Source organism: Synechococcus sp. RS9909 (assembly GCF_014279595.1).
Taxonomy (GTDB): domain Bacteria; phylum Cyanobacteriota; class Cyanobacteriia; order PCC-6307; family Cyanobiaceae; genus Synechococcus_C.
The window spans coordinates 964,856-978,695 of sequence record NZ_CP047943.1 but is presented as its reverse complement, the minus strand read 5'-3'; the positions used below and the strand labels follow the sequence as shown (position 1 = coordinate 978,695).

The following is a 13,840-nucleotide window of genomic DNA, read 5'->3' as shown; positions in this document are numbered from 1 at the left end:
ATGGGCCAGTGCTGGTGCTCAACTTGCGATCGGCGCCGACGCATCCTCCGTCCGGGTTTCATGGTGATGCTCCACGATCGCCAGCTCCCCGTTCTCCCAGCTGTAGATGGCCCTTGAGCGATAGCGGTCCTGATCGATCAAGCGGGTGTGTTCCAGGATGTGCCAGTCGCCATAGTGGGATTCAAAGATCACCTCGTGTTCATCCACCTGCCGGATGCGGGTGCGCACCGGCACGGCCTCCAGGTAGGCCTGATCGCGCTGCAGCTGATGCCCATTGAGGGTGGCCTCCATCACGCCCTCGCGGCGATAGCGGGGTTTGCGCTCAAAGAAATCCGTGTCGCGCTCGGGCCACCAGGTGAAGCGATAGCGGGGCAGGCCAGAGGGCGAATCAGCAAAGATCTCCACCCGGATCATCATGGTGAGGGTGAGCACCTCATCATCCGGAAAGAGGTACTGCCGACGGGAATGCCAGAGACCCAGATTGCGGGCGAACCAACGGCGCAGATGGCTGTCCAGCGGCAGCCGCTGGACGATCGGCGGATCTCCGGGGGGCTCGGAGACTCCCCGTCGTTCAAGCGGCAACAGCGGCATGGAACGCTCGGCGAAACGACAGTCTTTACCTCTTCGTCATAGCGGCTCTGCCGCGGGCTGCAAAACCCCATAAGGTGAGCGTCATCTTTGCTTCTGATCGCCCTGTGGATGGGAACGGTCCCAATCCGCGACAGCAGCTCAAGCTCCTGCTGGTGGCCGCCAGGCACCACCTCTCCAGCGGCGATCTTCGCTCCCTGATTCAGTTTCTCGAACACGAAGACTGCGGTTTCGACGTCACGCTTCAGATGTCGGACCCCACCCAGCAACCAGAACTGCTCGAGCTGCATCGGCTGGTGGTGACCCCGGCGCTGGTGAAGCTGCAGCCCTCAACGAAACAGGTGTTTGCGGGCAGCAGCATTTTTCAGCAACTGCGCAGCTGGCTGCCCCGCTGGCAACAGGATGAGGTGGTGAGCGGCCTTGGCCTCAGCCTGCAACCCACAGAACTGGATGGCAGCCGCACCCAGCGCGAGCTGCAACTGGAAGACCAACTGTTGGTGTTGCGCCAGGAAAACGAAACCCTGATCGACCGCCTCGGCGCTCAGGAACGCCTGCTGCGCATGGTGGCCCACGAACTGCGCACACCGCTGACGGCAGCCACTCTCGCCCTGCAGAGCCAACAACTCGGACAGATCGACCTGGAGCGCTTCCAGGATGTGCTCAAACGCCGCCTCGACGAGATCGCCCTGCTCTCCAAGGACCTGTTGGAAGTGGGAAGCACGCGCTGGGAGGCCCTGTTCAATCCCCAACGGCTCGACCTGGCCAGCGTGGCGGCGGAAGCGATTCTTGAGCTGGAAAAACTCTGGCTGGGCCGGGATGTGGCGATTCACACCGACATCCCCTCAGATCTGCCGAAGGTCTACGCCGATCAGCGGCGCATGCGCCAGGTGTTGCTCAACCTGTTGGAGAACGCCCTGAAATACACCCAGGACGGTGGTCGCATCGCCCTGACCATGCTGCACCGCACCAGTCAGTGGTTGCAGATCAGCATCTGCGACAGCGGCCCGGGGATTCCCGAGGAGGAGCAGCAACGCATCTTTCAGGATCGGGTGCGACTGCCACAGACCTCCGGCGGCACCTCAGGATTCGGCGTGGGCCTGTCGGTGTGCCGACGGATTGTGGAGGTGCATGGCGGCAAGATCTGGGTGGTTTCCGAACCGCGGGAGGGCGCCTGCTTTTTCTTCACCGTTCCAGTCTGGCAAGGACAGGATCAGATCAACCCGGTGGCGTCCTTGACGGAGGGTCAGTCAGACGCCTAATTTCACTGAGTGATCGGGAGCACATCCGAGCGGTCACGGCCTCGCCCCCATCGTCTAGAGGCCTAGGACACCTCCCTTTCACGGAGGCGACAGGGGTTCGAATCCCCTTGGGGGTATGACTCAATATTGACGTTACGACCGCTCTAAATAGCGGCAATAAATAGCTTCAATAGTTTCAAATTTATTATCGATCTGAAGTTGCAGATTCAGGACAGCGCGAACCGTCGCTGTGCCTCCCGCTCCACGGCGAGCAGATTGGCGGAGAGATCGCTGCGCAGCCGCTGCTCGATCAGCGCCACGGGCATGCCTAAACATCCCTGGACGGTGAGGTCATAAACCAACGAACTGCCGTCTGGCAGGGTCTGCAGACGCCAGGAGCCCTCAAAACGACGGAAGTCGCCCTTGAGCATGCGGAACTGGAGCAGGCCTTCGGGCCGATGCTCCACGAGCTCCAACTGCACCGAGGCGGAGAAACGCAGGCCCAGCAACTGCTGACTGCCCACCTGCGACAGGCGCACGCGATTGGCCTCACGCCAATCCAACGTGCTGCTGCTGAGGTTGGGAATGAAGCGGCTCAGCTGGTCGTAATCGGTGAGCACCGACCAGAGCAGATCCACACTGATGGGCGTGCGCAGCTGCACCGCCAGGCGACGTACCCCCTGGGGCAGCCGCTCCATCGTCTGCTCGATGGTCTGGCGCCGCACACCTTTCACCGGTGCCATGCCAGGGGCGATGGACTGCTGCAGTGGCAGATCAGTGGACGTCAACAGCAGAACTCCGCAGGGAAAACTGAATGAGTTGATCCGAAAATCCTAAGGAAAGCGTTGTGCAGCGGTGAACGGCAGGAGTGCTGCAGTCGGCAAACGTAACTCCTGATCTGCAACAGCGCGCCTATGATCGCGCCGTTTCCCGAGAAGGCAAAGTCCATGCGTGTCAGCACGGCTGGTTCAGGCGACTCCCAAGAACGCATGTTCACCGTGGTGGTGCTTGGCCTTCAATCAGGACGTCAGCGTCGTGCTGAACGTCGCTTCACCGTGGGCTTCAGTCAGCTTCAGGCCACCGTGCGGCGCATCACGGCCAGTGGTGGCACGATCCAAGCGGTGATTCCGGGCGCCGCTGATGGCGCCAGCCCCGCCCCTTCGTCGACACCCGCCGCCGCCGCCGTGACAGCTTCCGCCCCCAAACCCGCCCACAAGGCCGTTCCGGTCAACCTCTACAAGCCGAAATCCCCCTTCATCGGCACCGTCACCGAGAACTACAGCCTGCTGGCGGAGGGTGCGATCGGGCGTGTGCAACACATCACCTTTGACCTGAGCGGTGGCGACCCCCAGCTGCATTACGTGGAGGGCCAGAGCATCGGCATCGTTCCCGAGGGCGAGGACGCCAACGGCAAACCCCACAAGCTGCGCCTCTACTCGATCGCCAGCACCCGGCATGGCGACAACTACGCCGACCACACCGTGTCGCTCTGCGTGCGCCAGCTGCAATATGAAAAGGATGGGGAGACGGTGAACGGCGTCTGCTCCACCTACCTCTGCGACATCGAGCCCGGCAGCAAGGTGAAGATCACCGGGCCGGTGGGCAAGGAGATGCTCCTTCCCGACGACGAGGACGCCAACGTGATCATGTTGGCGACGGGCACGGGCATCGCTCCCATGCGCACCTATCTGCGTCGCATGTTCGAGCCGAAGGAGCGGGAGCTCAACAACTGGCACTTCCGCGGCAAGGCCTGGTTGTTCATGGGAGCTCCCAAAACCCCCAACCTGCTCTACGACGCCGATTTCGAGCATTATCAAGAGCAGTTCCCCGACAACTTCCGCTACACCAAGGCGATCAGCCGCGAGCAGCAGAACAGTAAGGGCGGCCGGATGTACATCCAGGATCGGGTGCTCGAGCATGCCGATGAGATCTTCGCAATGATTGAAGATCCCAAGACCCATGTGTACATGTGTGGTCTGCGGGGTATGGAACCGGGCATCGATGAAGCGATGACCGCGGCGGCCGCCGCCAAGGGGCTCGACTGGAGTGAGCTGCGGCCCCAGCTCAAGAAAGCGGAGCGCTGGCACGTCGAGACCTATTGATCCGATTGATCGGAGTGATCCGAAAGCCCGCCATCAGGCGGGCTTTTTGATGGCGAAACCATGGCGGGTTGTTCTGGAGCACTGTCAGGCCGCGGATTCCTGGTTAAACATCCAGCAGATCTCTCCGTGGCATGAGCGCAACGATCACGAACCCGCTGCGGGTCGGCCTGCGTCAGGAACGGGTCATCGCCCCCCAGTGCCTGATCATCTTTGGCGCCAGCGGTGACCTGACCCACCGCAAGCTGGTGCCGGCCCTGTTCGAACTGTTCCAGCAACGGCGTCTTCCCAGCGAATTCGCCCTGCTCGGCTGTGCCCGCCGCCCCTGGAGCGACGAGGAGTTCCGCCAGAAGATGGCGGAGGCCATGGGCGCGAAAGTCAGCGACAACCGGATGGCCTGGGACCAGTTCTCAGCCGGCATGTTTTATGAACCGGTCGACCTGCAGCAGCCGGAGGATCTGGTGAAGCTGGGGCATCGCCTCCAGGAGATCGATCGGTTGCGGGCGACGCGGAGCAACCGCACCTTTTACCTCTCGGTATCACCGAAGTTTTACGGCAGCGGCTGCCGCGCCCTGGCGGATGCCGGGCTGCTCAAGGATCCGGATCGCAGTCGCGTCGTGATCGAGAAGCCCTTCGGCCGCGACTACAGCAGCGCCCAGGCGCTCAACAAGGTGGTGCAGGCCTGCGGCCAGGAGAAGCAGATCTTCCGCATCGACCACTACCTGGGCAAGGAGACGGTGCAGAACATCATGGTGCTGCGCTTCGCCAACACCATCTTCGAACCGATCTGGAATCGGAATTACATCTCCAGCGTTCAGATCACCGCCGCCGAAACGGTGGGGGTGGAGGAGCGGGCCGGGTACTACGAGACCTCCGGCGCCCTGCGCGACATGGTGCAGAACCACCTCACCCAGATGCTGGCGATCACCGCCATGGAAACCCCGGGTCGGTTTGACCCGGAGGCGATCCGCAGCGAGAAGGCGAAGGTGCTGCAGGCCGCTCGCCTCGCCGACGAACAGGAACCCTGGAACTGCTGCATTCGTGGTCAGTACGGACCGGGCGGCAGCCAGGTCGCTCCCCTGGCCGGCTACCGCCAGGAACCTGGCGTGGATCCGAACAGCACCACGGAGACCTACGTGGCGATGAAGCTGTTCATCGACAACTGGCGCTGGCAGGGGGTTCCCTTCTACGTGCGCACGGGCAAACGCCTGCCCAAACGGCTGAGCGAAGTGGTGCTCACCTTCCGGGAGGCCCCGGTGCATCTCTTTGATGCCGCCGGTGGCAGCCCCACAGCCAATCAGCTGATCCTGCGCATCCAGCCGGATGAGGGGGCGGAATTCCGCTTCGATGTGAAATCCCCCGGCTCAGGCATGCGCAGCCGTCCGGTGGAGATGGAGTTCTCCTACGACGAATCCTTCGGTGAACCCTCCGATGAGGGCTACGTCCGTCTGCTGGCCGACGCGATGCTCGGCGATCCCACCCTGTTCACCCGCAGCGATGAGGTGGAAGCAGCCTGGCGGCTGTACACCCCCCTGCTGGAACTGATTGAAGACAGTCCCTGGCAGCTCCCGATCCATCCCTACGAATCGCGCACCTGGGGACCGGCCGCATCGGATGCCCTGCTGGCCCGCGACGGTCTGCTCTGGCGCCGCCCCTGACCTCTGCTCACCCCAGCTCCTCACCCCGACGCCCTCCCCCTCCAGGCCAGCCATGTCTCCCCAGCTCACCCTCCAGACCCCGCTCGAACTCCCGCCCGCCGACGTTCCCGCCTACCTCGAGCAGCTCTGGGGTCAGGATCAACCCAGCACCGGCAACGCCGGCGCCCACACCTTCTGTCTGCTGATCTGGCAACCGGCCTGGACCGAGCAACAGCTGATCCGCACCGGACGGCTGAGCGGACCGATCACCGGGGTGCAGCGTCAGGAGCTGATCGCCGCGGCCCGTCAGGCCGTGATCGAGATGGATCTCCCCCTGAGCACCCCACCGCTGAGCGCCGCCGTGGCGGCAGCCCTCGCGGGCCTGGCAGGGGACACCACGGCGGAAGACCTGCGCGGCCAGCACGTGGATGCCTCGGTGAGCACCCTGCGGCCCCGGCGCCTGATCACCCTGGCACCGACCCTGGACGCCACCCAGGAGCTGGAAACCCTGGTGGCGGCCTACTGCCCCCTGCCGGAGGAGGGTGGTGGTACGGCCGCCTGCGGCGATGTGGTGGTGCTGCGGGGCGGCCATGACGCCCTCAAGCGTGGACTCGGCATTCTTCAACCCCTGCTGCCCGAAGACCTGCCCTCCTGGGTGTGGTGGAACGGCAACCTGGATGAAGCACCGGATCTCCTGCGCCAGCTGGCGATCGGGCCCCGGCGGCTGATCATCGATTCCGCCCTCGGCAACCCGCTCGCCTGTCTCGACCTGCTCGCCGCCCGCATCGACGCCCGCCTGGCGGTGAACGATCTCAATTGGCTGCGGTTGCGGAGCTGGCGCGAAACGCTGGCGATGGTGTTCGATCCGCCGCACCGGCGCGATGCCCTCAGCCATGTGGTGCAGCTGGATCTCGACGTGGAAGGCGAGCATCCGGTGCAGGGGCTGCTGCTGGCGGCCTGGATCGCCGACCGCCTCGGCTGGCACCTCAAGGGATCGCAGCGCAACGAGGATCACGGCATCAGCGCCGAATTCCAGCGCCCGGATGGGGTGGCTGTGCAGATACGCATTGCTCCGGTGCCCATGGGCGCCCCCAGCATTCATCCCGGCCAGATCGTCGGGCTGCGCCTGATCAGCAAGCCCGAATCCGCCCCGGCGATGTGCGTGATTCTCTGCGCCGAATCGGGGGGCTGCATGCGGCTGGAGGCCGGTGGCATGGCGAGCATGGAACTGCTGGAGGAGGTGGTGCCGGTTCAGAGCCAGTCCGTGGAAGCGGATGTGGCCCGCCTGCTGGAGGGTGGCCACGACACCACCAACCCCCTCCTCGCCGCCGCCGCTCCCCTGGCTGCCAAGCTGCTCAGCTGACCCACCGAGCTGCTGCATGGCCTGTCTGATCGCCGCTCCTGCGAGCGGCAGCGGCAAGACCCTGTTCAGCCTCAGTCTGATCGCCTGGGCCCGTCGACAGGGCCTCAGCGTGCAGCCCTTCAAGGTGGGGCCCGACTATCTCGATCCCCAGCTGCTCTCGGTCGCCGCCGGCCGCCCCTGCCGCAACCTTGATCTGCCCCTGTGCGGCAGCGAATGGGTGCGGCAGAGCTTTCACGGCCATGGCGGCCGCACGGATCTGGCCCTGGTGGAGGGAGTGATGGGGCTGTTCGATGGCATCGGCAGTGGCAGCGACGGCAGCAGCGCCGCCGTGGCCCGGGAGCTGAACCTGCCCGTGCTGCTGGTGGTGGATGCGGGCGGTCAGGCGCAATCGCTGGCCGCCCTGGTGCGGGGGTTTCAGAGCCATGAACCGCGTGTACAGCTGGCCGGGGTGGTGCTCAACCGCGTCAGCAGTGATCGCCATCGCGAGCTGCTTGCGGATGTGTTGCGCAGCATCGAGGTGCCCCTGCTCGGGGCCCTGCCCCGGGATCTGCAGCTGGACCTGCCCAGCCGCCATCTGGGCCTGGCCCCCGCCCATGAGATCGAGCGCTTCGCCGGCCGCCTCGCCGCCTGGGCTGAGCTCGCCGAGCGTCACCTCGACCTCGCCCGCCTGCGGCCGCTGCTCACGGCACCCAGCGGTGGCATCGACCCGCTGCAGGCCCAGCTCGAGCGACACACCACGCCGGAGATGCCGACCACGACGCCCCTACCGGTGGCCGTCGCCCAGGATGCCGCCTTCCACTTCCGCTACCCGGAAATGCAGGATGCCCTGGAGATCCTGGGCATGCCGGTGCTTCCCTGGAGCCCCCTGGAGGATGCACCGATTCCGAGCGAGGCGATCGGTCTGATCCTGCCCGGCGGTTTCCCCGAACAACATGCCGCCGCCCTGAGCCAGTGCCAGCGCAGCCTGGCGGCCCTCCGCAACTGGTTTGGCCGCCGGCCGCTCTACGCCGAATGCGGCGGCATGCTCCTGCTGGGCCACAGCCTCACCGACCTGCAGGGCAGCGCCCATGCCATGGCCGGGCTGCTTCCCTTCCGAGCAGCCAAGGACAGGCTTCAGGTGGGCTATCGCCAGCTGACGGCGAGCGCGGACAGCCTGCTGCTGCGCCGGGGGGAGCGCTGGATGGGCCATGAATTCCATCGCTGGCGCCTGCAGCCGCTGGCGGGTGATCCAGCTGTGGGCAACGGCGAACGCCTGTGGCAGGTTGAGGGCTGGAGAACGGAGCGACAGGAGGAAGGATGGAACAGAGCCAACGTGCACGCCAGCTGGATTCACCTCCACTGGGGCGGCTCCTGGACGATCCCATGCCGATGGCGCGGCGCGCTCGAAACCGCAGCGAAAGCAACCGCTTTCTGAAGCGCCAGCCGCCCCGCCCCTACGCACTCAAGGAACGCTGGCGGCTGATGGTGGAAGGCGAGGTTCAGGGGGTGGGCTTCCGCAGCAGCTGCAGCCGCCGCGCCACCGACCTCGGCTTGAGCGGCTGGGTGCGCAACCTCAGCAACGGTCGGGTGGAGGTGCAGGCGGAAGGGGATCCGCTCGCCTTGAATGAGCTGCGACTCTGGTGTGAGCGAGGGCCCGCTGGGGCCCAAGTGCGCCTGGTGCGGTTCAGCCATCTGCCCGTCACGGGCGACGACTGGTTTGAGGTGAAAGCATGAGCCGGGAACGTCAGCTGTGGCTGCTGCGCCATGGCGCCACCGAATGGGCCCGCAACGGCCGCCACACCGGCAGCACCGATCTGCCACTCCTCCCGGAGGGAGAAGCGGAGGCGCGGCGCCTGGCGCCGGTGCTGCAGGCCCAGGATTTTGCGGCCGTGTTCACCTCCCCCCTGCAGCGGGCGCGACGCACCTGCGAGCTGGGGGGCCTGGGCGCCCAGGCCAAGGTGATGGAGGAGCTGCTGGAGTGGAACTACGGCGACTATGAGGGCATCACCACCGCCGAGATCCGCCAGACCGTGCCCGACTGGACCGTGTGGAGCCACGGCTGTCCGGGCGGTGAAGCGGCTCCCGCCGTGCAGGCGCGCTGCCAGCGCGCGATCGACCAGGCCCTGGCGGTGCAGGGTGAAGGCGATGTCGCCCTGTTTGCCCATGGCCACCTGCTGCGCGCCCTCGCCGGCACCTGGCTCGGCCTGGGCGCCACAGGCGGCCGGCTGCTCAAACTCAACACCGGCAGCATCTGCGTGCTTGGCTTTGAGCGGGGCAGCCGGGCGATCAGCCGTTGGAATGCCCCCACCGACGGGATGTTCTGATCTCCATGAATGACACGACGCTCTGGGCCGAACTGCTGGCCTACGGCACCGGCATCGGCCTGTCGCCGATCCATATCGCCGTGCTGATACTGCTGCTGCTTGGTCCGCGTCCGCTCTGGCGCGGCAGCTGGTTCGTGACGGGCTGGATCGTGACCACCCTGCTCACCGCCATCCTGCTGCTCACCGTGGGACACGTCTTGCTGCTCGACATGAGCCATGGCTCCCACCACCGCACCGGCCTCGATCTGCTGGCGGGGGGCGCGCTGGTGGCGCTGGGCGGTCGTGAACTGCTGCGCTCCTTCGCCGACGGCTCGGAGCCCCCGGCCTGGACGACGGGCATCGATCGGTTCGTGGCCATGCCCCTCCCCCTGCTGCTCCTGCTCGGGGCCGTCGGTGAAGTGATCAGCCCCGACGATCTGGTGCTGTTCGCCAAATCCGCCGGGGTGGTGTTGGCGGCGCAGTTGCCCACCTGGCAGGAAGTGGTGGGTCTGGTGGCCTTCACGATGGGCGCCAGCCTGTTCCTGCTCACCCCATTGCTGGCGGTGATCATCGGTCGCGACAAGGTGCTGCCCCTCCTGGAGAAGGGCAAGCAGGTGCTCTTCGCCCGCAGCGGCCTGGTGGTGGGTGGCGTGAGCCTGGGGCTCGGGGTCTACCTCGGCTGGCAGGGCATCAGCGGTCTCCATCTGATCTGAGCGCCGCCTGCCAACGCTCCGCGGCGTTGCCGGCGCCACCGCGTCCCACCATCCAGACCCCCTCCCGGGCACGGCTCACCGCCACGTACACGAGCTGGCGACGCAGGTCGAGATCCTGGGGCCAGAACACATCGTCGGCAACGAACACCTCACCGAAACTGCTGCCCTGGCTGCGATGCACCGTCAGCACGGCGGCCGGCCCCAGGGAGGCGAAGGCATCGCGCACCAGGAAGAAGCGACGCCAGAGGCTGCGACCGTCCCGCTTGCCAGCCTCCCGAGCCTGCTGACGCAGACGCTGGAGGCAACGATCGAGTTGCTGACGCGGTTCAGAGCCTGCGGGAGGCAGCAAGCGCAGGCTCAGTTCCAGTTCGCCGCAGCGCACCTGGGCCATCTGGGTGTCGATCACTGGCGCCAGCAACCCGTCGGTCTGAAGATCCGCGGCGCTGAGCCCGAAGTCCAGCAGATCGCAGCGCTCCGGGGTCACGTCTTCCACCACCAGCTCCCGATTCGAGCCCAGCACCAGATCCGGTTCCTCACCGGTTTCACCGCCATCGCGGGAGGCGGGGGCCATCACGGCCGTGCGCGTGATCAGCACCTCGCCGGGCAGCACGGGCATCTGATCGGCGAGTTCGCCATGAATGGCGCGCCGGGCATGGGGCACCAGCTGCTCCAGACTGCGGTTGGTCCAGCAAAGGATGCGGGCGGCATCCGGGTTGTCGCTGATCGACGCCTGCTTCAACGCCGCCTGGGCCCGCCCCAGCCAGGCCTGACGTTCCAGGGCGGCCACACACCCCTGGGACGTACGCCAGGGCTGCAACAGGGGAGGCCGCTCACAGGCGATCCGACCATCGCGCAGGCAACTGGCCAGCTGCAGCACCGGCCCCTGATGGCGCACCACCTGCGTGAGGCAGGCGCTGCGGGCCCGCTGCAAGGCAAACACCGGGCTCTCCGCTTCTCCCACGGGGGGGAGCTGGGCCGGATCGCCCACGAACACCAGGCGCGTGCGGAACGGATGGGCGCACTGAAGGGCGATGGTCAACAGTGCGCTGTCGACCATCGAGGCCTCATCGATCAGCACCAGGCCGAGGTGCTCCAGGGCCATCGCCGTCTGCTCCGTCGATTCACAGAGCTCCCGATCCCCCTGCCGGCGCAACTTCAACCGCAGCAGACGATGAATCGTGGAGGGGTACCAGGTGGGTTGCAAGCCCTCAAGACTCAAGGCCTGGCGCAATACCCCCACCGCTTTGTGCGTCGGGGCAACCACGGTCCAGCACAGCCCGCTGGCCTCCACCTGCCGCAGCAAGCGCATCGACAGAAAGGTCTTGCCGCTGCCGGCGTAACCGCTCAACACAAAGGGCACATCCGGCTGCTCGCCCCTCAACCAGTCGGTGAAGGCTGCCAGCGCCCTGTCTTGATCTCCGGTGAGCTCGATCGCAGCCTGGGGGAACTGGCTCACCCCAGGGCCTGGGCGATCTGGGTGCCCAGCTGCCAGGGGGAGCCCACCAGCGCCAGCCCGGGCAGGGCAATCGCCGGGCCGATCAGGCTGCCCACCAACACCTCAAGCCTGGTGTGCCCCAGGCTCTCCTTGAGCGGTTTGGCTGGCGGCTGCGGCCAGCTGGTCTCCGGCAGGGCATTGACGCGCGCAGCGGTGGAGCCGGCGGCACGGCGGATGCCGCTGGCGTCGTACATCACCACGAAAGCCACCGTGGCGGCCAGCGCAAACACCGGATCGGCGAAACCGAGCTGCCAGCCCACTCCGGCGGCCGTGCCGGTCACCAGAGCGGAATGGCTTGAAGGCATGCCACCGGTCTCGATCAACACGGCCGGGCGCCAGCGCCGATGCCACGCCAACTCGATGAACAGCTTCGAGAGCTGGGCCAGACCACAGGCGGCCAGGCCCCAGGCGAGTACGGCGTTATCGAGCAGGGCCAGACTGGCATCGGGGGATGGGGCCACCGTCATCGATCGCGACCGATCACGTAATCGGCCAGAGCGAGCAGAGGCGAGGCCTTGGCGGGCTCTGTCGGCTTGAACGCCGCGAGCGACGCCTTCGCCTCCTCCACCAGCGCCTTGGCCCGTTGCCTGGATTCCTCCAGGCCGAGCAGCTTCGGGTAGGTGGTTTTGTCGGCGATCAGATCCTTGCCGGCCGTTTTGCCGAGCACATCGCTGCTGGCGGTGACATCGAGGATGTCGTCGACGATCTGGAAGGCCAGGCCGATGCCGCGGGCATAGGTGCGCAGGGAGTCGATCCGGGAGGCATCAGCTCCGGCAATCAAGGCGCCGGTGATCACACAGGCGCGCAGCAGTGCCCCGGTCTTATGGAGATGGATGTACTCCAGGGTCTCGAGGTCGACCTGCTTGCCCTCACTCTCCAGATCCACCACCTGGCCCCCGACCAGGCCAGGCGCACCGGCCACCAGGGAGAGCTCGGCCACCACCTGCAACAGCCGCTCGGCTGGCACCCCGGGGCTGCGCAGCGCCACCATTTCAAAGGCCCGGGTGAGCAGGGCATCACCGGCGAGAATCGCCACCGCCTCGCCATACACCTTGTGGTTGGTGGGGCGACCACGGCGCAGGTCGTCATCGTCCATGGCGGGCAGATCGTCATGGATCAGCGACATGGTGTGGATCATCTCCAGCGCCACCGCCGTCGGCATCGCCAGAGCCGGATCGCCACCGGCCAGCTCGCAGGCCGCCAGGCAAAGAATCGGGCGCAGACGCTTGCCACCCGCCAACAGGGAATAGCGCATCGCTTCACGCAGCGATTCCGGCCGTTCCGGCGGCAGGGAGGCATCCAGAGCCGACTCCACTTCAGCTTTTCGAGCCGCCAGGTAGGCGTTGAAGTCGAAGCCCTGAGCCGCTCCCGCCGGCGGAGCACTGTCGGGACTGGTCGCCGCGGCGGTCATGGAGCATCGATCGCTGGCGGGATTCTCTCAGGCCGAAGGCGCCTGCAAGGGTCCAGTGACACAGAACGCGAGCCTGCGGCTGCCTGCCGCTGGAACCACCCCCTCACACCACCAGATCATCGAGGCCATGGCCGACACCGTGGCGACGCGACCAGGCCACCACCGTGTTGACCAACAACATGGTGACGGTCATCGGCCCGACGCCGCCGGGAACGGGCGAGAGCGCCCCAGCCACGTTCTCCAGCTCTTCGGCGCGCACATCGCCGCACAGCTTGGCCTTCGTACCCTCCGGCGACCCTTCAGGCGGCGGCAACCGATGGATGCCCACATCCACCACCACCGCACCCGGAGCGACGTGATCGGCACCGATCATCCGTGGTTGGCCGGCGGCCACCACCAACACCTCCGCCTGCCGCGTCATTGCAGCGAGGTCGCGGGTGCGGGAATGGGCCACGGTGACGGTGGCATTGGCCGCCTGGAGCATCAGGGCCATGGGCTGCCCCACCAGGATGCTGCGCCCCACCACCACGGCCCGGCGGCCCTCCAGAGGGATGGAATGACTGCGAAGCAGGGCCATCACCCCGGCGGGGGTGCAACTGCGCGGCCCCGGCTCCCCCTTGAGCAGCCGGCCGAGGTTGAGGGTGTGCAACCCATCGGCGTCCTTGTCCGGGTCAATCGCGGCGATCAGCGGACGCTCCTTCAGGCCGGGGGGCAGGGGCAGCTGGAGCAGGATGCCGTCCACACGGTCATCACCGTTCAGCGCCTCGATCGTGGCCAGCACCTCCGCCTGGCTGGTGTCGGCCGGGAGGTGGGAACCGAAACTGGCGATGCCGTTCCGGGCGCAGGCCTTCTCCTTATTGGCCACATACACCCCGCTGGCGGGATCATCACCGACCCGGAGCACAGCCAGGCCCGGAGGCCGACCGGCCCGGTCGCTTTGTTGACGCACCACCTGCTGCAGTCGCTGCTCGATTGCGGCGGCCAGCGTTCGACCATCCAGCTTCAGGGCCATCG

At 66.4% G+C, this 13,840-nt stretch carries 14 protein-coding genes and 1 tRNA gene; 9 read left to right on the top strand and 6 right to left on the bottom strand.

Annotation, left to right across the window (positions count from 1 at the left end):
* Nucleotides 1-18: 18 nt before the first annotated feature.
* Nucleotides 19-591 (bottom strand): hypothetical protein, encoded by a 573-nt coding sequence (locus SynRS9909_RS04640; RefSeq protein WP_007100215.1) that lies wholly within the window; start codon nt 589-591, stop codon nt 19-21.
* Between the two features lie 104 nt (nt 592-695).
* Between SynRS9909_RS04640 and SynRS9909_RS04635 the strand changes: the two genes are divergently transcribed.
* Together SynRS9909_RS04635 and SynRS9909_RS04630 are read left to right on the top strand one after the other, a co-directional pair.
* Nucleotides 696-1,847, top strand: coding sequence for a histidine kinase (locus tag SynRS9909_RS04635; protein WP_186593834.1), 1,152 nt, complete (start codon nt 696-698; stop codon nt 1,845-1,847).
* A gap of 43 nt (nt 1,848-1,890) precedes the next feature.
* A tRNA-Glu gene (locus SynRS9909_RS04630) sits at nt 1,891-1,963 on the top strand.
* Between the two features lie 90 nt (nt 1,964-2,053).
* On the opposite strand, the gene SynRS9909_RS04625 is transcribed toward SynRS9909_RS04630, so the two are convergent.
* Nucleotides 2,054-2,569: an SRPBCC family protein gene (locus SynRS9909_RS04625; RefSeq protein ID WP_038001487.1), complete on the bottom strand. Its 516-nt coding sequence runs from the start codon at nt 2,567-2,569 to the stop codon at nt 2,054-2,056.
* Nucleotides 2,570-2,773: 204 nt separating this feature from the next.
* On the opposite strand from SynRS9909_RS04625, the gene SynRS9909_RS04620 reads away from it, so the two are divergent.
* The 7 genes from SynRS9909_RS04620 (at nt 2,774) to SynRS9909_RS04590 (ending at nt 9,920) form a co-directional block, all read left to right on the top strand.
* Nucleotides 2,774-3,928 carry an FAD-binding oxidoreductase gene (locus SynRS9909_RS04620; RefSeq protein ID WP_007100218.1) on the top strand — a complete coding sequence of 385 codons (1,155 nt, stop codon included), beginning with the start codon at nt 2,774-2,776 and terminating at the stop codon, nt 3,926-3,928.
* Between the two features lie 131 nt (nt 3,929-4,059).
* Entirely contained in the window at nt 4,060-5,583 is a 1,524-nt protein-coding gene (gene zwf, locus SynRS9909_RS04615) for a glucose-6-phosphate dehydrogenase (RefSeq protein WP_007100219.1), read from the top strand.
* Nucleotides 5,584-5,635: 52 nt separating this feature from the next.
* Complete coding sequence (locus SynRS9909_RS04610; protein ID WP_007100220.1) at nt 5,636-6,925, top strand: glucose-6-phosphate dehydrogenase assembly protein OpcA; 1,290 nt, start codon at nt 5,636-5,638, stop codon at nt 6,923-6,925.
* 16 nt (nt 6,926-6,941) lie between these two features.
* Nucleotides 6,942-8,339: a cobyrinate a,c-diamide synthase gene (locus SynRS9909_RS04605; protein WP_007100221.1), complete on the top strand. Its 1,398-nt coding sequence runs from the start codon at nt 6,942-6,944 to the stop codon at nt 8,337-8,339.
* Nucleotides 8,294-8,638: an acylphosphatase gene (locus tag SynRS9909_RS04600; protein WP_007100222.1), complete on the top strand. Its 345-nt coding sequence runs from the start codon at nt 8,294-8,296 to the stop codon at nt 8,636-8,638. Before SynRS9909_RS04605 ends, SynRS9909_RS04600 begins: the two co-directional genes overlap by 46 nt.
* Nucleotides 8,635-9,228: a histidine phosphatase family protein gene (locus SynRS9909_RS04595; RefSeq protein ID WP_007100223.1), complete on the top strand. Its 594-nt coding sequence runs from the start codon at nt 8,635-8,637 to the stop codon at nt 9,226-9,228. The genes SynRS9909_RS04600 and SynRS9909_RS04595 overlap by 4 nt, the downstream gene beginning before the upstream one ends.
* Nucleotides 9,229-9,233: 5 nt before the next feature.
* Entirely contained in the window at nt 9,234-9,920 is a 687-nt protein-coding gene (locus SynRS9909_RS04590) for a GAP family protein (RefSeq protein WP_007100224.1), read from the top strand.
* Here the strand turns inward: SynRS9909_RS04590 and SynRS9909_RS04585 are convergent.
* From SynRS9909_RS04585 to folD, 4 genes are all read right to left on the bottom strand, one after another.
* Nucleotides 9,898-11,376 carry an AAA family ATPase gene (locus SynRS9909_RS04585; RefSeq protein ID WP_007100225.1) on the bottom strand — a complete coding sequence of 493 codons (1,479 nt, stop codon included), beginning with the start codon at nt 11,374-11,376 and terminating at the stop codon, nt 9,898-9,900. The two genes, SynRS9909_RS04590 and SynRS9909_RS04585, sit on opposite strands and share 23 nt — an antisense overlap.
* Nucleotides 11,373-11,882, bottom strand: a complete 510-nt coding sequence (locus SynRS9909_RS04580) for a divergent PAP2 family protein (RefSeq protein WP_007100226.1) — start codon at nt 11,880-11,882, stop codon at nt 11,373-11,375. The genes SynRS9909_RS04585 and SynRS9909_RS04580 overlap by 4 nt, the downstream gene beginning before the upstream one ends.
* Nucleotides 11,879-12,826, bottom strand: coding sequence for a geranylgeranyl diphosphate synthase CrtE (crtE, locus tag SynRS9909_RS04575; protein ID WP_007100227.1), 948 nt, complete (start codon nt 12,824-12,826; stop codon nt 11,879-11,881). The genes SynRS9909_RS04580 and crtE overlap by 4 nt, the downstream gene beginning before the upstream one ends.
* 103 nt (nt 12,827-12,929) lie before the next feature.
* A complete protein-coding gene (gene folD, locus SynRS9909_RS04570; RefSeq protein ID WP_038001491.1) occupies nt 12,930-13,838 on the bottom strand; it encodes a bifunctional methylenetetrahydrofolate dehydrogenase/methenyltetrahydrofolate cyclohydrolase FolD in 909 nt (302 codons plus the stop codon).
* Nucleotides 13,839-13,840: the final 2 nt, after the last annotated feature.

What these genes read in the sequence shown, in the direction of transcription:
- SynRS9909_RS04640 (WP_007100215.1), bottom strand. Translation starts at nt 591, where the DNA reads ATGCCGCTGTTGCCGCTTGAACGACGGGGAGTCTCCGAGCCCCCCGGA.
- SynRS9909_RS04625 (WP_038001487.1), bottom strand. Translation starts at nt 2,569, where the DNA reads ATGGCACCGGTGAAAGGTGTGCGGCGCCAGACCATCGAGCAGACGATG.
- SynRS9909_RS04620 (WP_007100218.1), top strand. Translation starts at nt 2,774, where the DNA reads ATGCGTGTCAGCACGGCTGGTTCAGGCGACTCCCAAGAACGCATGTTC.
- zwf (WP_007100219.1), top strand. Translation starts at nt 4,060, where the DNA reads ATGAGCGCAACGATCACGAACCCGCTGCGGGTCGGCCTGCGTCAGGAA.
- SynRS9909_RS04610 (WP_007100220.1), top strand. Translation starts at nt 5,636, where the DNA reads ATGTCTCCCCAGCTCACCCTCCAGACCCCGCTCGAACTCCCGCCCGCC.
- SynRS9909_RS04605 (WP_007100221.1), top strand. Translation starts at nt 6,942, where the DNA reads ATGGCCTGTCTGATCGCCGCTCCTGCGAGCGGCAGCGGCAAGACCCTG.
- SynRS9909_RS04600 (WP_007100222.1), top strand. Translation starts at nt 8,294, where the DNA reads ATGGCGCGGCGCGCTCGAAACCGCAGCGAAAGCAACCGCTTTCTGAAG.
- SynRS9909_RS04595 (WP_007100223.1), top strand. Translation starts at nt 8,635, where the DNA reads ATGAGCCGGGAACGTCAGCTGTGGCTGCTGCGCCATGGCGCCACCGAA.
- SynRS9909_RS04590 (WP_007100224.1), top strand. Translation starts at nt 9,234, where the DNA reads ATGAATGACACGACGCTCTGGGCCGAACTGCTGGCCTACGGCACCGGC.
- SynRS9909_RS04580 (WP_007100226.1), bottom strand. Translation starts at nt 11,882, where the DNA reads ATGACGGTGGCCCCATCCCCCGATGCCAGTCTGGCCCTGCTCGATAAC.
- crtE (WP_007100227.1), bottom strand. Translation starts at nt 12,826, where the DNA reads ATGACCGCCGCGGCGACCAGTCCCGACAGTGCTCCGCCGGCGGGAGCG.
- folD (WP_038001491.1), bottom strand. Translation starts at nt 13,838, where the DNA reads ATGGCCCTGAAGCTGGATGGTCGAACGCTGGCCGCCGCAATCGAGCAG.